Here is a 22,588-nt window from a genome sequence, read left to right as displayed (position 1 = left end):
GTTTACGAGTTTGAATTTAACGAGGGGGTACAAGCGGGACTAGGGGGTGAGCGCCTGCCGGGCCGGGCTCGCCCTAGGGCAGAGCAGCTCCCCCCGCCGCCTTCCGTCAGTCGATTTTGCTTTTTTGCGAATGCGGTGTGACACCAAAACTGGATCGATAAACCCGCGAGAAATGGCCGGGATTTTCAAAGCCACAAGCCAACGCGACCTCAGTGACGGATGCTTCGGTCTGAAGCAAAAGCTTTTGCGCGCGTTCCAGGCGTAATTCCATAAAGTATTTTTTGGGCGAAGTGTTGAGATACTTACCAAATAACCGCTCTAACTGGCGCGTGGATATGCCAAGATCATCCGCGATCTTTGACGGAGAAACCGGTGCTTCAAGGCATTCGCGCATGGTATGGATAGCCCGAGCCAGATGTGCGTTACGCATCCCGTTGCGCGATTGCAATGATACCCTTTGTTTGGCCGTTGCGTTGCGGGCAGCATTATACACCATCTGATCTGCAACCGCGATCGCCAGCTCCTCACCGTGGTCGCGTCCGATCAGATGCAACATAAGATCGGCAGTTGCCGTCCCACCCGATGCCGTGATGTGTTTCGCGTCTGCCACGAAGACACTGCGCACAAGGTTCACCTCTGGGAACGCTTCCATAAACGCATCGTGATATTCCCAATGGATCGCAGCCTGAGAGCCATCCAGAAATCCGGCCTCTGCTAGAAGCCAAGCACCAGAACACAATGCCCCGATCGGCGTGCCCCGCGCACGTTCGCGTCGCAACGTCGCCAGAAGGTCGCGTGAGACATGGTTGCGCATGTGGATGCCCGATAAGACAAACAGCTGATCAGTCTTTGGAATATCGCCCAACCCGCCATGCACAAGTGTCACCACCTTATTGGAACACACTGCACGCTCTGCGTCCTCCGATATCAGCGTCCAATCATATAGCGTTTTCTCACTGACCAGATTGGCGATCCGCAGTGGTTCGACGGCACATGAAAAGGCGAGATGCGAGAACTCCTCGATCAGAACAATGGTGATGTGCCGCATCTGAGGCATAGGGTTTTCCACTTTGTTCGGCCGGATTGGCTGAGTCTTTGTCGTTGGATTATGCTGCACGAAATTTATATGTATACAATATGTATTTTATTCGGATACAAAAAGGAGGCAATCGAACCCAATCGATTCTTGCTGGCTGGGCTGGAGGATCCGGATGAAGGACGTCGCAAAAACCCGCAAAACGCAGCTGGCCGAGCACTTGAAGGTCTCGATCCTGACTTTGCGCCTGCAACCTGGCACCGATCTGGACGAGGTGCATCTGTCCGATGCGTTTGGCCTGTCGAGAACGCCTTTACGCGAAGTGTTCCGACAACTCGCCGGAGAAGGGTATCTGGACCTGCGAACAAACCGCAGCGCGCGCGTGTCCGAAATGTCGTATACCACCTTGCGCGATTTCTTTCTGGCCGCGCCGATGATCTATGGTGCAATCCTGCGACTGGCAGCGGCGAATGCAAAGCCTGTGCAGATTGAAGCCCTGAAAACCGCACAGCAGGCATTCAAGGCCGCGCTGCGGGATGGGGCAGCCGAAGAGCGCGCCCTGGCCAATAACCGCTTTCACGAAGTGACCGGCGAAATGTCGGGCAATGTCTATCTATTGCCCTCTTTCAACCGTTTGCTGATTGACCATGCCCGTATCGGCATGACCTTCTACCGGCCACAGTCGGGCAGGATGGTCGAAAACCTGTCCGAGGCAAGCCAGCAACACGACGCCATCATCGACGCCATAGAGACACGCGATGAAACGGCTGCTGCGCAGCTGGCCGAAGATCACTGGAACCTGTCACGCGATCAGATCGAACTGTTCGTGATGCCCGATGCGCTGGATGTCCCAATGGGCCTCCCACCGCTTTCGAAACCTGCATGAGGACGGAATGAATCCAATTTTCCGATTTGAGGGGGTCTATACCCCGGTGGTCACGCCCTATCAGGCCGATGACAGCGTCAACTGGGACGCGCTGGCGCAGGTGATCGAGCTTCTGATCAAGAATGGCGTGCATGGTCTGATCTCGGGCGGGTCGACCGGTGAGAATTATGCGCAGACCGTGGAGGAACGGCTGGAATTGGCGCGGTTCACCCATGTGCGTCTGAAAGGCCGTTTGCCTCTGGTTGTTGGCACGGGCGCGATGTTGACGTCGGACTCGGTTGCGCTGGCGTCGGGTGCAAAGGAAATCGGGGCAGATGCGATCCTGTTGGCCAGCCCGCCCTATTCGGTGCCCACCGACCGCGAAAATGCGCTGAATGCGCTGGCCATCGACAAGGCCGCCGACCTGCCGGTAATGCTGTACAATTATCCTCACCGCACAGGCACGATGATGGGCGAGGAATTCCTGGACCGCGTCGGACGCAGCAGGAATTTCTGCGGCATCAAGGAAAGTTCGGGCGATATCAACCGGGTTCATCTTCTGGCGCGGGACTATCCGCATATCCAACTGGGATGCGGTATGGACGATCAGGCGCTGGAGTTCTTTGCCTGGGGCGCGCCGTTCTGGGTCTGTGGCGGCTCGAACTTTCTGCCTGCCGAGCATGTGGCGCTATACCAGGCCTGTGTAATCGAGGGCAATTATGCCAAGGGCCGCCGGATCATGTCGGCGCTGATGCCCTTGATGCGGGTATTGGAACAGGGTGGAAAATTCATCCAGACCATCAAGCATGGTGTCACAATGAATGGGATTGACGCGGGCACCGTTCGACCGCCGCTGAAATCTTTGAACAAAGATGACAAACGCGCGCTAGAGCAAGTGACGCGCGTGCTGAAACAGAAAATCGCTGACATCATGGCAGAGGGGTAAGGTATGACATTGCTGACGCAGGACGAATACGACTCCATCGCCGCGGGTCTGACCTTGCCAACCGGCGCCTTTATTGATGGCGCGTACCGCCCGGCGATTTCAGGGCAGTCCTTCACAACGGTTAACCCGGCGACCAACAAGAAATTGGCCAACATTGCCGCCTGTGGTGTAGCGGACGTGGATTTTGCCGTCGAGAAGGCGCGCGAAGCGTTCGAAGATGGCCGCTGGTCGAGGCTGCACCCATCCGAGCGCAAAAATGTGCTGATCCGGTTGACCAAACTAATCACACGCAATGCACGTGAACTGGCGGTGATGGAAAGTATCGACAGTGGCAAGACCATCTTTGACTGCGAGACCGTCGACCTGCCCGAGACCATTCATTGCCTGAAATGGCACGCTGAGGCGATCGACAAGATCTATGATCAGGTCTCGCCCGCCAGTGACGACCACATCGCTTTGGTCGTGCGCGAGCCGATTGGCGTTGTCGGGTTAGTCCTGCCCTGGAATTTCCCATTGCTGATGCTGGCATGGAAAATCGGGCCCGCTCTGGCTGCGGGCTGCTCGGTGGTGGTGAAACCGGCCGAGGAAACTTCACTGACGGCATTGCGGCTGGCCGAACTGGCGATGGAGGCCGGTCTGCCACGCGGCGTCCTGAACATCGTCCCCGGCGCAGGTGCCGAGGTGGGCGAACCTATTGGACGGCACATGGATATAGATATGGTGTCCTTCACCGGCTCAACCGTGACTGGCAAACGGTTCCTGAGCTATTCGGCGGAAAGCAACGCCAAAGAGGTGGTGCTTGAAATGGGCGGCAAGAATCCGGCCATTGTGATGGAAGATGCAGAAAATCTGGACCGCGTGGCGGCACATATCGTCAACGGTGCGTTCTGGAATATGGGTGAGAACTGCTCGGCCACGTCCCGCCTGATTGTCCACAAGGACATAAAGGCCGAGTTGCTCGACCGCATCGCCCATCATGTAAAGCAATGGAATATCGGCGAGCCTCTGAACCCGGAAACACGATTGGGCGCAATGGTCAGCGAAGCTCATTTCGATAACGTCTGCGGATATCTGGATCAGGCCGAAAACGTAGTGATCGGAGGCAAAGCGGACAATGGCTTTGTCGAGGCCACCGTAGTCGAACTCCCTGGCAATGACGCCATCCTGGCACGTGACGAGATCTTTGGTCCCATTCTTTCGGTGATCACGGTTTCCAGCTTTGATGAGGCCATCAAGATCGCCAACGATACCGAGTATGGTTTGTGTGCGTCGATCTTCACAGCCAATGCGAAACGCGCCATTCGCGGGGCGCGGATGATCCGGGCGGGAACGGTGACTGTAAACAGTTTTGGAGAGGGCGATATCACCACGCCCTTTGGCGGTTATAAACAGTCTGGCTTTGGTGGGCGCGACAACTCGATCCATGCGCATGACCAGTATACCCAGCTAAAAACCATCTGGGTCGACCTGTCCGACGATGCGGATGAGGCCGTGGATTGAGCAGCTATGCCGCCCGAACCCTGCCAGTCCATCGCGGACCTGCGGCCTGGAGCGTCATATTAGGCGATCCACCCCCAGCCCAAGAACTGGATGGTGATCTGACGGCGGATGTCGTGATTGTTGGTGCCGGTTTCGCAGGCCTGTCAGCGGCACAGCGTTTGAGGCAGCTGCAAAGCGACGCAAAGATCATCGTGCTTGAGGCTGGCCGCGTGGCCGAAGGGGCTGCTGGGCGCAATACGGGTTTTATGATCGATCTGCCACATGACCTGGCCTCGGACAATTATTCCGGGCCGGGGGATGATCGCACCATGATCACACTAAACCGACTTGCAATTGATTTTGCCCGATCGGCGGTCGAGCAATATCAGATCGACCCGAATTTCTTTGATCCGGCTGGCAAGGTTAACGGAGCGGTGAGCGCGGCGGGACATGCACATAATATCAGCTATGCGCATCATCTCAGCACTTTGGGTGAGACCAGTGAAATGCTCGACCAACAGCAGATGCACGCCCTGACAGGGTCGTGCCACTATCGGTCGGGGCTATACACGCCCGGCACGGTTATGTTGCAACCAGCAGGCTATATTCGTGGTCTGGCTGCGGGACTGATCAAGGATGGCATTGCATTGTACGAGAGCTCTGGCGTGACCGGGTTTGAGAAGCAAGGCGGTGCGTGGCTGGTAAAAACCGCGCGCGGTACCGTCAGCACTGGTACAGTCATCCTCACGGTGAACGGGCATCTGGAAAGCTTTGGGATCGAGCGTGACCGCCTGATGCAGCTGTTCCTGTTTGCGGCAATGACCCCGGAGCTGGACACCGAAGTACTGTCGCGGCTGGGGGGGCAACCCCGCTGGAGTGTCACACCATCTGATCCGTTGGGTACAACGATGCGGCGCATTGATACGGCACAGGGCGGCAATCGGATCATAACTCGTACCTGCGCGGCCTTGCGCCCGGGCATGACCTCGACTGCTGGTGATCTGGCGCGCGCCTCGCGGGTGATGCAGCGCAAATTCGACCAGCGATTTCCGCAGTTGGCCGGGCTGGACATGCAATATCGCTGGGCCGGTCATCTCTGCCTCAGCCTGAACGGCGTCGCCGTCGCACGAGAGGTCGAACAGGGCGTAATTTCTGGCTGTGTCCAGAACGGGCTGGGCACGGCGCGCGGCACCCTGACCGGTATCGCGGCGGCAGAACGCGCCTGCGGCCACAGCTCGAATATCACCCGGTATTTCGACGCCCAGGGTCAACCCAAACGCCTACCCCCAAAGCCATTCCGCGAGATCGGTGCCAATGCGGTGCTGCGCTGGAAAGAATGGCGCGCGCGGGACGAGTGATCAGGGCAGGCTCAGCTTGGCCATGCGGCCTCCGTCTACTGTGTAGACCTGCCCGGTGATAAAGCTGGCATCACCCGACGCCAGGAAGGCGACGAGCGCCGCAACCTCTTGTGGGCTTCCGGTTCGGGCAACGGGGTGTATGCGCTTGATATCCTCGTGAAATGTCTCCGGGTCCGGCATTGAGGCGATGAAATCCACGTTCAACTCGGTGTCGATCCAGCCAGGGGCCACGGCGTTGCAACGAATGCCCTCTGCCCCATGATCCACGGCCACCGCTCGTGTCAGACCATGCAACCCGGCTTTGGATGCGCAATAGGCGGCATGGCCGGGATTGCTGCCCAGCCCCTCAATCGAGCCGATATTGACAATCGCCCCGCCGGCCCGTCGTAAATGGGGCAGCGCCGCCTTGATCAGCAGGAACGGGGCCGTGAGGTTGACTGTCAGCGTGCGCTGCCAGTCCGCAATGCTCATCTGCTCGACGCCGGCTTCCTGCATCATGCCTGCATTATTGACCAGAATGTCCAATCGCCCGGCCTGATCAACGACCTGATTGACCACCGTTTGCGGGCTGAGGGGATCTCTGAAATCGGCCTCGAACCCTTCGAATTCCGGATCGCTCCCACGTTGCGCGGTAAAGACCCGTCCACCTTCGTGTTGCAAACGTTCCGCGATGGCGCGTCCGATACCGCTGCGCCCGCCCGTGACCAGCGCGGTTTTGCCGGTAAATCGCGTCATGAAACCGGTTTTCCTCCGTTCACTTCCAGCAATGCCCCGCACACATAGCGCGCGGCGTCCGAGGCAAGAAACATCACCACATCAGCAATATCCTCGGGCTCGGCGATACGCCCCAAGGGCACCGTCCGGCCCAGCTCGGCCACGGCAGTATCCGGATCAAAGCCGCGTTTTTCAAACCCCGACCGCAGCATCGGCGTGTTTACTTCATTCGGGCATACGGCGTTAATGCGGATGCCCTGATGCGCGTGGTCCATACCCATGCATTGTGTCAACGACGCAATGGCTGCCTTGGTCATGCAATAGACCGCGTGGTTCGGCCCAGGGCGCAGGCCCCAGCATGACGCGGTGTTCACGATGGCGCCACCACCACGCGCCGCCATGATCGGGATTGCGGCGCGACAGATGCGAAAGGGCGCCTCGACATTCACGCCCAGCGACAATGCCCAGTCGGTATCCGAGGTCTCGGTCACCGCTCCGCGGGTGATGACCCCCGCATTGTTAACAACGATATTCAGCCCGCCCAGCGCATCCGCCGCATGTTGCGGCAATGCATCTGCATAAGCGCTCTCGCGCAAATCGCCGGGCAAATGGGCGTCGGCCTCGATACCCTCAACCGAAACGTCCGCAACCGCAACTCGTGCCCCTGCCTGCCGCATCCGCTGTGCAATAGCAGATCCGATGCCGCCCGCAGCCCCTGTGATGAGCGCTGTTTTGCCCGTCAGCTCCATTTTCCCTCCGAGTGCTAAATGGAAACCCACCCGACAATGCAGTCGGGATAGGTCCAAGGCGAAATCTTTAATAGGTTTGGTTCAGCTCGTCAGCGGCGGGAATTTCCCGTTCTCGCCGGGCAATATAGTCCAGCAGGGCCTCGTTTTTGGCCACGTCCAGTGTCGGTTCCTGGTATTCGGCCAGCAGCTTGCGCGCGTGCTTCAACGCGCGCTCAGTGATCTCAACCCCGCCTTCTGCCACCCATTGCTCAATCGAGTTATTGTCGAACATCTCGGGCATGAAAAACGCCGTTTGAAAATTGTCCTGCGTGTGCGGATGACCCAGATAGTGCCCGCCTGGACCGACCTCTGGAATGGCGGCAAGAGCTTGGTCGAAATCATCCCATTGCGGGCCTTCTGCCATGCGATAAGCCATCGCACATTGTTCAGCATCGACAATGAACTTGGCGGTGGAACAATGCATCCCAGCCTCATTCCAGCCAGCCGAATGCCAAATATAGTTCGCACCGGAATGAAGAACCGCCTGCAGCGTCGTGGCGGATTCGTAGCCGGCCTGCGCATCAAATGTCTTGGCCCCACCCAGCGTATTCGAAGTGCGCCATGGAACGTCGTAGAACCGGGCCATCTGCCCGATCATAAAGTTCATCAGGCTGATCTCGGGCGTGCCGGCCATCGGGGCACCTGATTTCATCGACACCGTCGACAGGTAGTGCCCGTAAATCGCCGGAGCACCTTTGCGAATGACTTGGGTATAGGCCAGCGCGCTCAGTGCTTCGGCGTTCAACTGCGCCACTGTGGCGGGAACCGATGCGGGCGTATTGGCCCCGCCCAGCACAAAGGGCGAGCACAAGACAGGCTGATTGCGGCGAGAAAAGGCCCGCATCGCGCCCAGCATCGTTTCGTCCCAGACCAGCGGAGAGTTTCCGTTGCAGTTGCCCGTGGTGACCGGATGATCTTCAATGAAATCTTCCCCGAACAGGATCGCACACATCTCAATGACGTCTTCGGCGTTTCTGGGCGAGGTGGTCATACCCATGAACGTCTTGTCCGAATGTTTCATCGACGAATAGGTAATCCGCAGATGTCGCTGACTGATCGGGTGGTCGTAAGGTTCGACAATGTGATGCGCCGAGGAATGCATCGCCGGCAGCATGTGGCTTAGTTTGTGGAACATTGCCAGATCATCGAGCGTCGGATTGCGCCTCACGTCATCGAGATCGCGCAGAAAGGGCGCGCCGGTCATCGGCACAAAGATCGAGTGCCGTCCGCCCAGTCGCACGTTCTTGTTCGGATCGCGAGCATGATAAGTGAAGGTGCTGGGAATGGTGGCGATCAGCTCTCGGACCAGGCCCCGGTCCAGATAGACCAGTTCGCCCTCGACCTTTGCGCCAGCTTTTTTCCAATCCTCCAGTGCGATTGCATCGCGAAACTGAACACCGACATTCTCGAGAATATCCATTGAGGCGCTGTCGATCCTGTCGATCTGGCTGCCGTCCATCACCTCGCAAAGGGGGATGCCTCGGGTCAGGCCGGGCAACATCTCGAAATTCGGAGCAGAGCGCAGCGCGCGCCGGGCCGCACGGCCACCGGTTCGGGTCATGGTACGCATATTCACAGGGCGATCCTCCAATCCTCCCCAAAAGATTGCGGTATTTGGTCAAAGCAAGCCTCACTAATTGCGATACATGTTTGCAGGAAGCGACCCGCACCCGAAACCGCCGAAATGATCTACAGACCCATGATGACGACCAGACCTGCTATCAGTTCTGCCATGCTTAGCGCGGGATCATCTCCGCCCATATCCATGATCCACTCCATGTCGGTGATGGCATAAGAACCGTCAATGAACTGGCTGACACCAAACCCGGTCGTCACAGAAACATTGCCTGATCTTTACCGCACGTATCGGAAACACGGCACTCAACATCATCGTTTTGGAAAATTTCTTCTGGCGCACAATCTTAAAAAGTCCAATATTTGAGTGAGAAGAATTAACCTGAAGACCACCAACGGCTACACCTGTCATGTCCAGACGCCACTATAATCTGCCGCCACTCACCACGCTGTCGGCCTTCGAAGCCGCTGCGCGCCATCTAAGCTTTAAGAATGCGGCTGAAGAACTGTCGGTAACGCCGGGCGCGGTCAGTCATCAGATCAAAGCGTTGGAAGGTGATCTTGGCACCGCCTTGTTCCAGCGCAAACACCGAGGGGTCGAACTGACGGAAGACGGCAAAGCGCTGTATGACGCGCTGGCTTCTTCGTTTACCCGCATCTCAAAAACACTGGCAACAATCCGCGACCGTGCCACCGTCGAAAAGGTAACCGTAGGATCAACCACTGCAGTGGCTGCTCTTTGGTTGTCGCCATCGGTAATCCGGTTCTGGCGCGAAATGCCTGAAGTAAATGTTGACCAGCTTTCACAGGATCGACCATTTCGGGATCGGCCGGATATCGATTTCTTTATTCGCTACGGCCGGGACGGCAACGGTGACCTTTCGCACACTCCTTTGTTTCGGGATTGTCTGGTCCCCGTCGCCTGCCCAGAGGTGGCGGATCGGTTGGCCGGTGCAAGCCTTGAAGATCTCGCCGCTGAACGACTGATACATCTGGACTCTGAAGACCGCAGCTGGACCACTTGGCCCGAATGGTTTCAACAACTCGGGTACACGGGAACCATTCCGATCGATTCTCGTGTGAACAGCTATTCGGTAGCCCTCCAGCGGGCGCGTAAGGGGGCCGGTCTGGTTCTTGGATGGCAACGCTTGATCCAACCCATGCTGCAATCGGGAAAGCTGGTGGCAATCGGGCCCCACCTCCAGATCGCTCCAAACAAGTTTTATCTGGTTGGCCGCTCGGATGAAGACTTGTCCGAAAGTGCCCGGGCGCTGAAAGATTGGATCATTCAAGAGGTTCAGGACGGTTCGGTTTAGGTGAAATCACCCTGTGATGAGGTTTTCTGATATTGAGTGGATGCCAGCGTATCCGCCAATAGAGACCAAACAACACCTGCAGGAGAGCCCGATGAACAAGCATACTGCGCTGTCTTCCGTTCTGGTCGATGTGAATGTCGCAAACGGCCTGCCAAACGAACACTATATCGACCCGGCACTTTTCGCCGAAGAGCGTAGATCGGTTTTGTACGCCAACTGGTCCGGGATCGGCTTTGGCAAAGACGTGCCCGAGGAAGGCGATGCCATGCCGGTCGATTTCCTAGGCATGCCTTTACTAATCGTGCGGGATCGGGATGGTGAGGTTGGCGTATTTCAAAATACCTGCCGTCACCGCGGGATGATCCTTGTCGATACCCCTCGCAAGATAAGTGGCGCGATCCGTTGCCCCTATCACAGCTGGTGCTACAGCCTGAAGGGAGAGCTGCGTGCGACGCCACATGTTGGCGGCGCCGGTCACAACACCCATGAGGACGTGGATCGCAAATCTCTGGGCCTGATCCGTATTCGCTCTTATGTCTGGCGGGACGTGGTCTTTGTGAATGTGGACGGCAATGCACCCGAATTCGAAGAGGCGCACGCCGCCCTATTGGAACGCTGGAAAGAGTTTGATCAACCAGTACATCACGGCGGTGAGGCCTCTTCGTTCAAGTTGGAGGTCAAGACCAACTGGAAGCTGGCGGTTGAGAACTATTGCGAAAGCTATCACCTGCCCTGGGTGCATCCCGGCCTGAACAGCTATTCGCGACTTGAGGATCACTATAACATCGAAGTGCGCGGGCACTATTCCGGTCAAGGCACGCTTGTCTATCGACAACTCACTGACCATGACGGCACCACATTCGCCGATTTCGACGGGCTCAGCGATCGATGGAATGAGGGTGCAGAGTATGTGGCCGTGTATCCGAATGTTCTTTTGGGTGTGCAGCGTGACCATGCCTTTGCCATTGTCCTGGAACCGGTTGATCACGAAAATACCGTTGAACATATCGAGCTTTATTATGCCAAAAGCATCGAAGACACACCTGAACATGATGGCCTGAGGGCGGCAAACGCCCAGCAATGGAAAACTGTGTTTGAAGAGGATGTGTTCGTTGTTGAAGGGATGCAAAAGGGTCGGCACGGAATGTTGTTCGACGGCGGTCGATTCTCTCCGGTGATGGATGGTCCGACCCATAATTTCCATCACTGGGTTGCGACACAGATTGAAAGCGGTCGCGCCGACTGAACCAGCTGTCTGGCCACGCACGACTGGCCAGACGCGACGGAGACCCGATGGACAGAACAGAACTGGATCGCTTGCTACTTGAGGCGCATGATCATGATGATCCTGCCGCGTTGGTCCGCTATTACACTATTGCAGCAGATGAATGCGAAGCGGTGCAAGATATCGACGCGGCCTGTTTTTACCTGACCCACGCCTTTATATTCGCCCTGGAAGCCGGGGCCTCTGAAACAGATGAATTGAACCACAGACTGGTCGAGTATGGACGTGCATAGTGGTGGGCATCGGAGACTAACCTTGGTTTATATCTGTTCAATCCCACGTGAAATTTAAACCCGTTGTCTTGGGTTCAGTACTGGTAACACATGACGACAAGACCAAAATTTTGGATGACAGACTCATGAAGACAAATGCACAGGCAGTGGTAATCGGCGGTGGTGTGATTGGGTGCTCGATCCTGTATCACCTGACCAAATCGGGGTGGTCAGACGTGGTGCTGTTGGAACGGGATGAACTGACATCCGGCTCGACCTGGCACGCGGCGGCGAACATCCACGGACTGCATGACAGCACCAATATCAGCCGCATCCAACACTATACGATGAAGCTGTACAAAGAGCTTGAGGCTGAAACCGGCCAAAGCTGCGGCGTGTTCCAGCCCGGCTCGTTATATCTGGCCCAAACCGAAGAGCGCGAGCACCAGCTGAGGCTGCAGGCCGCCAAGGCCAAGCTGTACGGGATGAATTTCTATGAGATCAGCATCGAAGAGGCGCAGCGTCTGAACCCGCTGGTCAATTACGATGGCATCCGATGTGTCATGTACGAACCTGATGGCGGTAATGTTGATCCCTCGGGGGTCACCAACGCCTACGCTGTCGGCGCGCGCCAGCGTGGGGCCGAAATCCACCGCTTTACGCCGGTCACTGCGACAGATCAGCAAGAAGACGGCACCTGGATCGTACGCACCCCTAAGGGGGACATCCAAACGCCGTGGGTTGTGAATGCCGCCGGTCTTTGGGGCCGCGAAGTTGCCATGTTGGCCGGGATCGAGCTACCCCTGCAACCGACCGAGCATCAGTATTTCGTCACCGAAACCATGGCTGACGTCGCGGCGCATGATACCCGCCTGCCCTCGGTCAGTGACCGCGATGGCGAGTACTATTTGCGGCAGGAAGGTCAGGGCCTTTTGGTGGGGGCTTATGAAAAGGATATGAAATTCTGGGCCGAGGACGGCACACCCCTGGATTTTGCCCATGATCTGTTTCCCGACGATCTGGAGCGGATCGAAGAGAATATGATGAACGCCATCGAACGCGTACCTGCCGTGGGCGACGCCGGGATCAAACGGGTCATCAACGGACCGATGATCTGGTCACCGGATGCCAACGTTCTGATGGGACCAGTGCCCGAGGTCGACGGCTATTTCTGCTGCAACGGCATCATCCCGGGATTCTCGCAATCGGGTGGCATGGGCCTGATGGCGGCGCAGTGGATCATCGAAGGCGAAACCCAATACGACATGTTCGCCTGGGACGTGGCGCGGTTCGACACATGGGCTACCAAAGATTTCACCAAGGCCCGCGTGCAGGATCAGTACGCACACCGCTTTGCCATCCACTTCCCAAATGAAGAACGCAGCGCAGGACGCCCTGCCCGGACCCGCCCGATTTATGACAGGCAAAAGGACATGGGTGCCGTCTTTGGCCTGAATGTCGGATGGGAACACCCGCTGTGGTTCGCAGAGGCGCCCGGCGCCACGGACACCAACGGATTCATACGCCAGAACTGGTGGGAACCGGTGGGCGCGGAATGCCGGATGCTGCGCGATCGGGCCGGGATCATCGACATCTCAAACTTTGCCAAATATGTTTGCAAAGGTCCGGGAGCCGAGGGTTGGCTTAATGCCGTATTCGCAAATTCCATGCCGAGATCGGTTGGTCGATCCTGCCTGACCCCGCTGATCTCAAAACGGGGAGGTATTGCCGGCGATTTCACCGTGACCCGCGTGGCCGACGACGAATTCTGGATCATCGGCTCGGGCATGGCCGAGCGCTATCACAAACGGTTCTTCAAACAGGTTCCTCTGCCCGATGGCACCCGTTTCGAAAGCCGCACCGAAGAGACTTGCGGCTTTAACGTGGCTGGCCCGAAATCGCGGGAAATCCTGCAACGGCTTACGAATACCTCGCTCAGCCCCGAGGATTTCCCCTTCATGCGCTCGCAACAGATCGAAATCGCCGGAATTGCGGTCCTGGCGCTGCGTGTCTCCTTCACCGGCGATCTGGGCTGGGAGGTGCATTGCGCCGCGAAAGATCAGCTCCGCCTGTATGAGGCGCTGATCGAGACCGGAAAAGAGTTCGGCGCAGGCCCAGTTGGCAGCCGCGCACTGATGTCGCTGAGGATCGAAAAGGGCTATGGGTCTTGGGGGCGCGAATACAGCCCCGAATACTGGCCACACGAGGTCGGTTTGGACCGGTTGTGCAAATTCGACAAATCGTTCCTAAACAAAGATGCCGCCAATTCTGCCATGACCTCTCCGGCCAGAGAGCAGCTTGTCCTGCTGCATCTGGACGAAGCCGACACCGCAGCTTCGAACGCTGACGCGACCGGAGGCGAACCCATTTTCATGGACGGGCGCGGAATCGGTCGGGTGACATCGGGCGCTTATGGCTATTCCGTGGGTATGTCGCTGGCCTTGGGCTATGTTTCGGGTGCCGAGGCCGGCGATAGGGTCGAGGTCATGGTATTAGGGCGCCCGCATAGGGCAACGATCCTGAAAGAACCGCCCTTTGATCCAACTGGGACGATCTTGCGCGGCTAACCCAGTCCGCATTAGATCCTTTAAGCGAGCTGTGGACATTGCCTTCGGGTTGTGGCGCTATCCGGTCAGTAATCTGATCTGCTCCATCCAGAGGATAGGCTGATGACAATCTTCCTGACTATTGCGCTGTTCATTGCGCTGTTTCTTGTTGCGATGAATCTTTGGACACGCAAGCTGACCCGTGACGGCCGGATGCGTGTCCCACAACCGGGGGTTATCATTCCCGTGCGCGGCGGCAATATCCACTATGTGGAAAAGGGCGACCCTTCCAATCAGACGGTTGTGCTCATTCATGGGCTGGCCGGGCAGTTGCAACATTTCACCTACGCCTTGATGGATAAACTGGCCGAGGATTTTCACGTCATTGCCGTGGATCGCCCCGGTTGCGGATACTCAACTCGTGAGACGGCAGAGCTTGGGCGGTTGCCCGAACAGGGCCGCATGATACATGAATTTCTAGAGGCAAAGGGGGTTAGCAACCCAATTCTGGTCGGCCATTCGCTGGGTGGCGCGGTTTCTCTGGCGATGGCGCTGGATTACCCGGACAAGATCAAAGCGCTGGCCCTGCTAGCTCCGCTTACTCAGGCGATGCCCGGGCCGCCCGCCGTGTTCAAACCGCTTGAAATCCGGACAGAATGGCTGCGCAGTCTGATCGGCAACACGATTGCCGTCCCGCTGGCCGCAAAAACCGCACCGCACACCCTTAGCGCGGCTTTTGCGCCAGAACCCGCGCCCCAAGACTTTCTGGACCGCGCCGGCGGCGCTTTGGGGATGCGTCCATCCGCGTTTATCAGCGCCTCACAGGATGTGATCGGGATTGAACAGAGCATGCCGGCGCAAGTCGCCCGTTATGGCGACCTGAAAGTGCCTGGCTCCATATTGTTTGGAGCACAGGATGCGCTCTTGTCAGCCACGCAACACGGTGAATCAATGCAGGCGTTTGGTCTGAGTTTTGAACAGATCGAAGGGCTGGGCCATATGATCCCCCTGACAGTCCCGGACATCTGCAACAACTTCATTCGCGGCGTGGTACAAAATACAGAACCCAGGGCGACGGTTGTGCCGAATTCGGATTAGTCCCAGCTAAAATATTCCCAACAAAGGCGCCATTTCCCTCTTGACCCTCCCCAACCCCTCCCTTAAATCGCCATTCACTCATGGCGGAGTAGCTCAGTTGGTTAGAGCAGCGGAATCATAATCCGCGTGTCGGGGGTTCAAGTCCCTCCTCCGCTACCAAATTCCCATAACATATCAGTTAGAAACGTGAACTCAGCGTTGCTCTCACGTACCGCAAAGATGGTTTGGGTGGCATTTTAGGTAACAGCAGACGAATTTTGTGGTCGAAAAGAACTGGGAATCGTCACGAAAAAGCGGGAAGCCGCCACACACCACAGCCAGTCCTATTTCGCTCCATGAGTTGAGATGCAGGCTCTCAGGGGCTCCTCCTCCGTCGCTCCGCTGATTTCCGGAATGCAAACATTTACAGGCGCGCATCCCCATGCCTTTTAACGCGTCTCGGAACCAATCAGAATCATAGCCGCGATCACCAAGTAGCCAGCCCACATTCGGTATGCTTTTGAGCAGAGCCCAGGCACCGGTGTAATCGCTGACTTACCCGCCGGTACCGAAGAAGTTGAGTAGACTTCTTAGTATCAGGACGAAAGCAGCCTTGCACACACAGCCTTTCTTTCTCCATTTACAAATAATAACATTCATTTTATTGATTGTGTATGGATGGAAATACATTTTCTCGCCGCACTTTCTTGTACAGCGCCGCTTGCCTTGGGATGCTTGGTACTCAATCCAGGATCGTAAGGGCCGAGTTGCAACTCGGCTCTTCAGCTCGGATTTCAACCGTATCAGACGGGTACCTGTCATTGCCACCGGAAATGGTCTTTGGGTCCATGCCGAAAGAAGAACTCGAGCAGCTTCTGAATCGCAATCGAGTGGACGCGACCAAGTACGAGCCAGAGTGCAACGTGGCGCTCTATCGTGATGGTAAAAACACGGTGCTATTCGATGTCGGAGCTGGGCCGGATTTCATGCCCACGTCTGGCAAACTTTTGGAAACTGTTGAAACAATCGGCCTGTCGCCCGAAGACGTTTCACACGTGGTTTTCACCCATGCGCACCCGGATCACATCTGGGGCATTTTGGATGACTTCGACGACCTGCTTTTCCCCAACGCGACGCATCACTTTGGCCGTAAAGAGTGGGATTATTGGTGGAACCCTTCAACGGTGGATTCGATAGGAGAAGATCGCGCTGCGTTCGCTGTAGGCGCGAAGCGCCGGATGGCAGAAATTGAGGATCAGGTGGCGTTCTTTGACGACGGACAAGAGATCCTTCCAGACATTGCCGCCCGTGCAAGCTTTGGGCACACACCCGGCCACATGGCGTTTGAAATCCGCAGCGGCAGTGAATCCGTGATGATTGTCGGCGACGCGTTGGGAAATCCACACGTGGCTTTTGAACGGCCTGATTGGCACAGTGGTACGGATCAGGATCCACAGACAGCTGCAGCAACTCGTAGTTTGCTGCTAGATCAGATTTCTCGCGAGCAAATGAAGATAATTGGCTTCCACCTGCCGAATGGTGGAATCGGCCGGGTCGAAAAAACTGGCTCTGCGTATAAGTTCATTGGAGAACCAACATGATACGAACGCTTGCGATTGCCTTGGCCTTGGCCGCACCAGCTTGGGCAAGCGAGGAAATTGCAGACCAATATCCGCAAAGCGTGCTGTATTCCAAACCGGTCGAGTATTTCCCTGGCGTCTATTCCGCCATTGGCGCAACCGCCCCACCGACCTATGAAAACTCTGGTCACAACAACAATCTCAGTTTCATTGTAACCGGTGAAGGTGTGGTCGTCATAAACGGCGGTGCAGCCTATGTCCTTGCCGAAGCGCTTCACAAGGAAATTCAGGCCATCACGGATCAGCCGGTCAAACTTGTCTTCAACGAGAATGGCCAGGGGCACGCGATGCTCGGCAACGCTTACTGGTCAGAACTCGGCATTCCGATCATCGCACATTCAGAAGCAGCGGCTGAATTCGAGGAATATGGCCCGCAAATTCTGCAGGGAATGCAGCGATACAATCAGGACAAGGCAGACGGAACATTCCTGGCCGGCCCAACCGAGACATTCGATGATGAATACGTGGTTGAGATGGGTGAATTCCGGATTGAGGCAAAGTACCTCGGCCCCGCCCATAGTCCCGGCGATATCTCGATCTGGTTGCCGAACCAAAGCCTTGTCATTGCGGGAGACATGGCGTTTCACGAACGCATGCTGCCAATCTTTCAAGACACCTATACAGCGGATTGGCTTGAAACTTGGGACACCGAATTCGAGGCTTTAGATGCTACTTATGTGATACCGGGACACGGCCATCCTACGAACATGGATCAGGTGCGCCGCTATACACGCGACTACCTGATATATCTGCGCGGCAAGATTCAAGAGCATATGGATGCAGGAGGTGATCTGGCTGAGGCTTACTACGTCGATCAGTCACCTTACGCCAACCTGGACACGTTTGAAGAACTGGCCACGAAAAATGCAGGGCGCGTTTTCGAACAGATGGAGTTCGAGTAGCTCAGGAATGTTGCGGAACAGGGATTAGCATCAATAGTCTATGCGTGCTGATCGCCCCAACCCACATGAAAAATACGGCAACCCATGCGGTCAATGACAGGGCGGACCCTCCTGAAAGCCCGGCACCCACCGCGCAACCTCCCGCCAGCATCGCCCCAAACCCCATGAGAACAGCCCCTACGAGGTAGCGTTCCATCGGAGTATCCGAGCCAAATCGTTCGATCCTCCACTCCCCTGCAGTCAAGGCTGAGCCTGCCGCGCCAATTACTACGCCTGGGACAAGGCCGATACCGAAGGACAACACAACGTTTCGACTTGCAACCAACGCCATTAGTGTGTCCGTGGCCGGTCCGGTAAACGTGACTGAAGACACAGGCACGACTTCAAAAGATGCTTGCGCGATGGCAAATGTTATCAACCAGCCGAGCGCCACAGCCAGGCCAACTCCTGCGGCCGCTATGATCCTTATAGGCGCGACTTTCCGGTGGGACGCAAAGACAATGGCCGACACCAGTCCCAACGCTGCAACTGCTGTATAAACCGTTGGCGAGAGCCCAAGTATTTCTGAAAGATCACGCGGCGCGCCTCCTGGGACAGCCCAGATACCAGACAGCAACTCGCGGGCGGGACTAAGAACACCGGTATAGGCGGCTTGAGCCACTAAGGTCAAAACCAATCCCGTAACCAGGGCGCGCAGATTACCGCAGGAGGCTAATACCAAAAGGCGAGATGCACATCCACGCGCCAGAACCATGCCTGCGCCGAACATCGCTCCACCAATTACCGCGCCGCTCAGGCTACCTGTCGACGCGATTGCACGTGTCTCGGAAAGGTCTAGCCACTCAAACGCGATGAGCACCTGCACCAAGGCTAGCGCAGTGGTGAAGGCGATCAGCCAAACCGCCAAGCGGGGACCTAACTCGCCTTCGGCGACTTCGACTGCCGACGCTCTTAAACAAAAGTGAGACTTCTGAGCCGTCACGCCGAACAAGATACCGACGAGCACTCCGGCAAATGCCAAGGCACCAGAATCTCCCAACAGATCGATGAGTCTCTCCATCAACAGAAACTCTCACTTCGTAACGTGTGCATCCTTGTCTTCGGTCAAGTTGTCATTGCGCGGCCATTGGCCTGCGCGCCAACTGGCATTGCGTCCACAACTCACCCAATGCAGATACCAGTCGATCCACGTCTTCAGTAGAATGCACCGGCGACGGTGTAATCCGTAGACGCTCCGTTCCCTTGGGAACGGTTGGATAGTTGATCGGCTGGATGTAAATTCCATAGTCACGCATCAGTACATCAGAGATGAAGCGACACTTAACCGGATCGCCGACCATGACCGGAATGATGTGACTTGGGTTCGGAGTATGGGGAATACTCAGTTCGTCCAGCCTGTCTCGAACTTCGCGCACTCGCTGCTGGTGCAGATATCGTTCCGTATTGCTTTGCTTCAGGTGCCGAACCGAGGCTGCCGCACCTGCGGCTACGGCCGGAGGCAATGCAGTGGTAAAGATAAACCCGCTGGCAAAGGACCGGACGAAGTCCACAAGCTCTTTCGACGCCGCGATGTATCCACCGACGACACCGAAGGCTTTGCCTAATGTCCCCTCGATAACGGTCAGGCGATCCATCAGGCCTTCACGTTCGGCGATGCCACCGCCGCGCGGTCCATAAAGCCCTACGGCGTGAACCTCATCCAAATAGGTCATCGCGCCATAGCGATCCGCCAGATCACAGATCTCGGCAACTGGCGCTATATCACCATCCATGGAATAGACGCTTTCGAACGCAATGAGCTTTGGTACGTTGGCTGGAATGTCAGCAAGCTGCCTTTCAAGGTCTGCAATATCATTGTGCTTCCAGATCCGCTTTTGACAACGGCTGTGGCGAATTCCCTCAATCATCGAGGCATGGTTCAACTCGTCTGACAGTACAATGATACCAGGAATGCGGGAGGCCAAAGTTCCGAGAGCCGCCCAGTTTGAAACGTAGCCGGACGTAAATAGCAATGCCGCCTCTTTGCAGTGCAAGTCGGCAAGTTCCTGTTCCAGCAAAACGTGCTCATGAGTGGTTCCAGAGATATTCCGCGTACCACCCGCCCCGGCACCACACTCATCAATCGCTTGGTGCATTGCTGCAAGAATGCAGGGGTGTTGACCCATGCCAAGATAATCATTTGAGCACCAGACAGTGACTTTTTCGGGACCGTCTTCTGCGTAATTGCGCGCGGTCGGGAATGCACCGCACTGCCTTCCGAGATCCGCAAAGACCCTATAGTTCCCTTCCTCTTGAAGCTGGTCCAGTTGATCACGAAAAAACTGCTGATAGTTCATTTCAATTCCCTACGGCCTCTTCGACGATCTCGGATAACAGGGTCTGAACCTTTTGCATTGGCCCGTCAGGGTAGCCTCGATATCCCACCATCACGCCACTGTCGTCCTCGGCTACAAAAATCCCGTAGGGGCAGAAGCCGATATTCATAGGGTCGGCTTCCATCACCTCGCGCGAGATTTTTGCCGAGCAGAAAATGAAGATGTCTGCGGCCGCAAATATCTGCTTGTCACTGCCGACATCAGCGCCCGTGCGATTCAACATGTCGCCTACGTGGCTTACATGGTCGATGACCAGTCCCTGTCCGACAATCGCGGACTCGACGGCGAAGGTTGCATCATCAAAACTGCCGTCAAATGGGGCGGTGATGATCTCTTCCGCAAACGCATGGCTCACCAGAACAGTGGAAAACGCGGCTACAGCGATAAAGTGTTTCATGATTTTAATCCTCCTCTTGAGCCGCATCTTCTCAGATTGCTCATCAGGGTCTTTGACACCAGTCAAAGCCCCTGAATACCTTAACCGAACATGTCTGAAGTGATACCAGCGTACCAACCCAGCGACTCTTCATAAGTTGCTTTTCTCAAGTCCGCATCTTCGCCGGTCTGGCTGATAAAGCCGTCCACTTTGGCAATCTTTTCGGGAGTCGCTTCGTAAGTTGCGCCAACCTTGACACCATCATCGGTGTCGATGAGCGACCAGCACGTGTTGGAGAACTTGGCCGGAAAAACTTTGGACCCGGTCAACGCACCTCGCACGGCATTCGCACAGACTTTCGCCTGACTGTTGGCCGAGAAGCCGGATTTGGGCATGTCACCCTGTTGGCTGGCGTCACCAAGAACGTAGATATCTAGGTCGGCTTTGGAGGACATATCCGCGGCGTTCACGGGTGCCCAGTTGCCATCGGTCACCCCTGCCATTTCCGCAATGCGTCCGGCTTTCATCGCTGGGATCACGTTGCAGACATCGACCTTGGTTTCTTCGCCGTCGATAGTAACGGTCATTGCATCCGGGTTTACGGCGACATTGCCGCCGCCGAAATCTTCGCCGATCCAGTCAACCATTCCTTCGTAGTGGTTGGCCCAACCCTCTTGGAACAATGACATCTTGGAAAACTTCGGTTTCGGGTCGGCAACGATGATCTTTGCAGTCGGGTTGTTCGCCTTCAGAACATGCGCAACCATTGAAACCCGCTCATACGGTCCGGGTGGGCAACGGTACGGATTCGGTGGCGCGACCATTGCAAATGTACCGCCTTCGGGCATTGCCATGATCTGCGCCTTGAGAAGCTCGGTCTGAGATCCAGCCTTGTACGCATGCGGCATTTTATTTTGCGCCGAGACGTCCCAGCCCTCGACCGCACCATCAACAAAGTCGATACCCGGGCTCAGGATCAGCTTGTCATATGGAACGGACCCGCCACCTGCCAAGGACACCGTCTTGGCATCGCGATCCACCCCTGTGGCCCAATCATGCACCACGTTGATGCCGTAGTTCGCGGCAAGCGTGCCATAGCTGTGGGCAATGTCCGAAAGCTCCTGAAACCCTCCCAGATACAGGTTTGAGAAGAAACAGGTGTAATAGGTCCGCGACGGCTCGATCAACGTTAAGTCGATCTCACCCCTACTGCCTTTTGCGATGTAGCGCGCAGCAGTTGCACCGCCCGCACCGCCGCCGACAATTACCACGCGTGGTTTGCCTTGCGCCAACACCATCGGTGCCGATAACCCGGCTGCTACCACCCCGGCGGCTCCAAGAAATACTCGTCTATTTAGCGTCATCGCGTTTCCTCCTCTTGGACACAGTCACTATGGATTATTGAAGTAGGCAGCCAATGCCGCGATCTCGTCATTGCTCAGCCGTCCGGCAATCATTCGCATGACCGGGTGTGGCCGCTGTTTATCTTTATATGCGTGCATGGCGACCACGAAGTCTTCGTCAGGCCAATACACGATCGAGGGAATGCCCTCATCGCCTCCGTCGATCTGATGGCACGTTGTACATTCGCTGCTGAGATATGCGCCGTACTCCGGATCTCCTTGAATCGCCAAGATCGCGGGGTCGATAGAATGATCCGTGCCCTTCGCCGTCGGGTCCGCTTCTGGGATGTCCTGAGGATTGTCGGAAAAATCCCGCAAATAGGCGATCACGTTGGCGCGGTCTTCCGGGTCTTTCAGGCCACCAAAACTCATCCTGGTGCCTGACGCGAATGCACGTGGGTTTTCGATGTACGCAGACAGTGTGTCAGCGTGCCACTCCAGACCCGAGCTACCCGCGCGCGCAAGGCTTTTGGAATAGCTAAAGCCATCCAGACCAGCTGCCCTGCGCCCAAAAATCCCATTCAGATGCGGACCGATTTTGTTTTCGGCCCCCTTTCCAACCTGATGACAGCCTTTGCATTTGGCAAACACGGCTTTCCCTGCCTCAGCATCGCCAAGGTCTTCTGCAGCGTAGGTCGATGAAGCAGTAGCCCCAAAGAACGCGGCACAGACAAGCGCGTTCGACCAACGCATCG

General features: G+C 56.4%; 20 protein-coding genes, 1 tRNA gene and 2 pseudogenes. 12 read left to right on the top strand and 11 right to left on the bottom strand.

What is annotated here, in order from left to right; genetic code table 11:
* Positions 1–106 precede the first annotated feature (106 nt).
* A complete protein-coding gene (locus FN806_RS08140) occupies positions 107–1,057 on the bottom strand; it encodes a GlxA family transcriptional regulator (protein ID WP_142635891.1) in 951 nt (316 codons plus the stop codon).
* Between the two features lie 154 nt (positions 1,058–1,211).
* Between FN806_RS08140 and FN806_RS08135 the strand changes: the two genes are divergently transcribed.
* The 4 genes from FN806_RS08135 to FN806_RS08120 are packed head-to-tail and all read left to right on the top strand — an operon-like array spanning position 1,212 to position 5,684.
* Positions 1,212–1,922 carry a GntR family transcriptional regulator gene (locus tag FN806_RS08135; RefSeq protein ID WP_142635889.1) on the top strand — a complete coding sequence of 237 codons (711 nt, stop codon included), beginning with the start codon at positions 1,212–1,214 and terminating at the stop codon, positions 1,920–1,922.
* Between the two features lie 7 nt (positions 1,923–1,929).
* Positions 1,930–2,847: a dihydrodipicolinate synthase family protein gene (locus FN806_RS08130; RefSeq protein WP_142635887.1), complete on the top strand. Its 918-nt coding sequence runs from the start codon at positions 1,930–1,932 to the stop codon at positions 2,845–2,847.
* Between the two features lie 3 nt (positions 2,848–2,850).
* The gene (locus tag FN806_RS08125; protein WP_142635885.1) at positions 2,851–4,347 is read left to right on the top strand and encodes an aldehyde dehydrogenase; all 1,497 of its coding nucleotides are present in this window, start codon (positions 2,851–2,853) and stop codon (positions 4,345–4,347) included.
* Positions 4,344–5,684 carry an NAD(P)/FAD-dependent oxidoreductase gene (locus FN806_RS08120; protein ID WP_142635884.1) on the top strand — a complete coding sequence of 447 codons (1,341 nt, stop codon included), beginning with the start codon at positions 4,344–4,346 and terminating at the stop codon, positions 5,682–5,684. Before FN806_RS08125 ends, FN806_RS08120 begins: the two co-directional genes overlap by 4 nt.
* Here the strand turns inward: FN806_RS08120 and FN806_RS08115 are convergent, their stop codons facing one another.
* The 4 genes and pseudogenes from FN806_RS08115 to FN806_RS08100 all read right to left on the bottom strand — a co-directional run.
* On the bottom strand, positions 5,685–6,419 hold the full coding sequence (locus tag FN806_RS08115) for an SDR family NAD(P)-dependent oxidoreductase (RefSeq protein WP_142635882.1): 735 nt from the start codon (positions 6,417–6,419) through the stop codon (positions 5,685–5,687). It abuts the gene before it with no gap.
* Positions 6,416–7,147 (bottom strand): SDR family NAD(P)-dependent oxidoreductase, encoded by a 732-nt coding sequence (locus tag FN806_RS08110; protein WP_142635880.1) that lies wholly within the window; start codon positions 7,145–7,147, stop codon positions 6,416–6,418. The genes FN806_RS08115 and FN806_RS08110 overlap by 4 nt, the downstream gene beginning before the upstream one ends.
* 67 nt (positions 7,148–7,214) lie before the next feature.
* On the bottom strand, positions 7,215–8,756 hold the full coding sequence (locus FN806_RS08105; protein WP_142635980.1) for a trimethylamine methyltransferase family protein: 1,542 nt from the start codon (positions 8,754–8,756) through the stop codon (positions 7,215–7,217).
* A 122-nt stretch (positions 8,757–8,878) separates the two neighbouring features.
* Positions 8,879–9,028, bottom strand: a pseudogene (locus tag FN806_RS08100) (BCCT family transporter); the annotation flags it as partial.
* Positions 9,029–9,171: 143 nt separating this feature from the next.
* Here FN806_RS08100 and FN806_RS08095 point away from each other — a divergent pair.
* From FN806_RS08095 to FN806_RS08070, 6 genes are all read left to right on the top strand, one after another.
* Entirely contained in the window at positions 9,172–10,077 is a 906-nt protein-coding gene (locus tag FN806_RS08095; protein WP_142635878.1) for a LysR substrate-binding domain-containing protein, read from the top strand.
* A gap of 91 nt (positions 10,078–10,168) precedes the next feature.
* Complete coding sequence (locus FN806_RS08090; protein ID WP_142635876.1) at positions 10,169–11,323, top strand: aromatic ring-hydroxylating oxygenase subunit alpha; 1,155 nt, start codon at positions 10,169–10,171, stop codon at positions 11,321–11,323.
* A 47-nt stretch (positions 11,324–11,370) separates the two neighbouring features.
* Positions 11,371–11,595 (top strand): hypothetical protein, encoded by a 225-nt coding sequence (locus FN806_RS08085; protein ID WP_142635874.1) that lies wholly within the window; start codon positions 11,371–11,373, stop codon positions 11,593–11,595.
* Between the two features lie 125 nt (positions 11,596–11,720).
* Positions 11,721–14,141, top strand: coding sequence for a GcvT family protein (locus FN806_RS08080; RefSeq protein WP_142635872.1), 2,421 nt, complete (start codon positions 11,721–11,723; stop codon positions 14,139–14,141).
* Between the two features lie 102 nt (positions 14,142–14,243).
* Positions 14,244–15,218, top strand: a complete 975-nt coding sequence (locus FN806_RS08075; protein WP_142635870.1) for an alpha/beta fold hydrolase — start codon at positions 14,244–14,246, stop codon at positions 15,216–15,218.
* Positions 15,219–15,300: 82 nt separating this feature from the next.
* Positions 15,301–15,377 (top strand) — tRNA-Met (locus FN806_RS08070).
* Between the two features lie 246 nt (positions 15,378–15,623).
* Here FN806_RS08070 and FN806_RS20635 read toward each other — a convergent pair.
* A pseudogene (locus FN806_RS20635) lies at positions 15,624–15,752 on the bottom strand (IS5/IS1182 family transposase); the annotation flags it as partial.
* Between the two features lie 293 nt (positions 15,753–16,045).
* Here FN806_RS20635 and FN806_RS08065 point away from each other — a divergent pair.
* Together FN806_RS08065 and FN806_RS08060 are read left to right on the top strand one after the other, a co-directional pair.
* A complete protein-coding gene (locus tag FN806_RS08065) occupies positions 16,046–16,798 on the top strand; it encodes an MBL fold metallo-hydrolase (RefSeq protein ID WP_246097194.1) in 753 nt (250 codons plus the stop codon).
* A complete protein-coding gene (locus tag FN806_RS08060; protein WP_185956651.1) occupies positions 16,795–17,739 on the top strand; it encodes an MBL fold metallo-hydrolase in 945 nt (314 codons plus the stop codon). The genes FN806_RS08065 and FN806_RS08060 overlap by 4 nt, the downstream gene beginning before the upstream one ends.
* Before the next feature lies 1 nt (position 17,740).
* On the opposite strand, the gene FN806_RS08055 is transcribed toward FN806_RS08060, so the two are convergent.
* From FN806_RS08055 to FN806_RS08035, 5 genes are all read right to left on the bottom strand, one after another.
* A complete protein-coding gene (locus FN806_RS08055; RefSeq protein ID WP_246097193.1) occupies positions 17,741–18,799 on the bottom strand; it encodes a YeeE/YedE family protein in 1,059 nt (352 codons plus the stop codon).
* Positions 18,800–18,851: 52 nt separating this feature from the next.
* Positions 18,852–20,075: a 5-aminolevulinate synthase gene (gene hemA / locus FN806_RS08050; RefSeq protein WP_142635864.1), complete on the bottom strand. Its 1,224-nt coding sequence runs from the start codon at positions 20,073–20,075 to the stop codon at positions 18,852–18,854.
* Between the two features lies 1 nt (position 20,076).
* Positions 20,077–20,511, bottom strand: a complete 435-nt coding sequence (locus FN806_RS08045; RefSeq protein WP_142635862.1) for a DUF302 domain-containing protein — start codon at positions 20,509–20,511, stop codon at positions 20,077–20,079.
* Between the two features lie 80 nt (positions 20,512–20,591).
* On the bottom strand, positions 20,592–21,854 hold the full coding sequence (locus FN806_RS08040; protein ID WP_142635860.1) for an NAD(P)/FAD-dependent oxidoreductase: 1,263 nt from the start codon (positions 21,852–21,854) through the stop codon (positions 20,592–20,594).
* A 27-nt stretch (positions 21,855–21,881) separates the two neighbouring features.
* Positions 21,882–22,586: a c-type cytochrome gene (locus FN806_RS08035; RefSeq protein WP_142635858.1), complete on the bottom strand. Its 705-nt coding sequence runs from the start codon at positions 22,584–22,586 to the stop codon at positions 21,882–21,884.
* Between the last annotated feature and the right edge of the window lie 2 nt (positions 22,587–22,588).

The organism is Ruegeria faecimaris, assembly GCF_900182615.1.
Lineage (GTDB): Bacteria > Pseudomonadota > Alphaproteobacteria > Rhodobacterales > Rhodobacteraceae > Ruegeria > Ruegeria faecimaris.
This window is presented reverse-complemented; position numbering and strand designations above follow the sequence as displayed.

Excerpts from the sequence above, each read along its gene's own strand:
- FN806_RS08065 (WP_246097194.1), top strand. The coding sequence starts at position 16,046 with ATGCCGAAAGAAGAACTCGAGCAGCTTCTGAATCGCAATCGAGTGGAC.
- FN806_RS08075 (WP_142635870.1), top strand. The coding sequence starts at position 14,244 with ATGACAATCTTCCTGACTATTGCGCTGTTCATTGCGCTGTTTCTTGTT.
- FN806_RS08130 (WP_142635887.1), top strand. The coding sequence starts at position 1,930 with ATGAATCCAATTTTCCGATTTGAGGGGGTCTATACCCCGGTGGTCACG.
- FN806_RS08135 (WP_142635889.1), top strand. The coding sequence starts at position 1,212 with ATGAAGGACGTCGCAAAAACCCGCAAAACGCAGCTGGCCGAGCACTTG.
- FN806_RS08035 (WP_142635858.1), bottom strand. The coding sequence starts at position 22,586 with ATGCGTTGGTCGAACGCGCTTGTCTGTGCCGCGTTCTTTGGGGCTACT.
- FN806_RS08045 (WP_142635862.1), bottom strand. The coding sequence starts at position 20,511 with ATGAAACACTTTATCGCTGTAGCCGCGTTTTCCACTGTTCTGGTGAGC.
- FN806_RS08105 (WP_142635980.1), bottom strand. The coding sequence starts at position 8,756 with ATGCGTACCATGACCCGAACCGGTGGCCGTGCGGCCCGGCGCGCGCTG.
- FN806_RS08090 (WP_142635876.1), top strand. The coding sequence starts at position 10,169 with ATGAACAAGCATACTGCGCTGTCTTCCGTTCTGGTCGATGTGAATGTC.
- FN806_RS08085 (WP_142635874.1), top strand. The coding sequence starts at position 11,371 with ATGGACAGAACAGAACTGGATCGCTTGCTACTTGAGGCGCATGATCAT.
- FN806_RS08110 (WP_142635880.1), bottom strand. The coding sequence starts at position 7,147 with ATGGAGCTGACGGGCAAAACAGCGCTCATCACAGGGGCTGCGGGCGGC.
- FN806_RS08125 (WP_142635885.1), top strand. The coding sequence starts at position 2,851 with ATGACATTGCTGACGCAGGACGAATACGACTCCATCGCCGCGGGTCTG.
- FN806_RS08115 (WP_142635882.1), bottom strand. The coding sequence starts at position 6,419 with ATGACGCGATTTACCGGCAAAACCGCGCTGGTCACGGGCGGGCGCAGC.
- FN806_RS08060 (WP_185956651.1), top strand. The coding sequence starts at position 16,795 with ATGATACGAACGCTTGCGATTGCCTTGGCCTTGGCCGCACCAGCTTGG.
- FN806_RS08140 (WP_142635891.1), bottom strand. The coding sequence starts at position 1,057 with ATGCCTCAGATGCGGCACATCACCATTGTTCTGATCGAGGAGTTCTCG.
- FN806_RS08095 (WP_142635878.1), top strand. The coding sequence starts at position 9,172 with ATGTCCAGACGCCACTATAATCTGCCGCCACTCACCACGCTGTCGGCC.
- FN806_RS08055 (WP_246097193.1), bottom strand. The coding sequence starts at position 18,799 with ATGGAGAGACTCATCGATCTGTTGGGAGATTCTGGTGCCTTGGCATTT.
- FN806_RS08080 (WP_142635872.1), top strand. The coding sequence starts at position 11,721 with ATGAAGACAAATGCACAGGCAGTGGTAATCGGCGGTGGTGTGATTGGG.
- hemA (WP_142635864.1), bottom strand. The coding sequence starts at position 20,075 with ATGAACTATCAGCAGTTTTTTCGTGATCAACTGGACCAGCTTCAAGAG.
- FN806_RS08040 (WP_142635860.1), bottom strand. The coding sequence starts at position 21,854 with ATGACGCTAAATAGACGAGTATTTCTTGGAGCCGCCGGGGTGGTAGCA.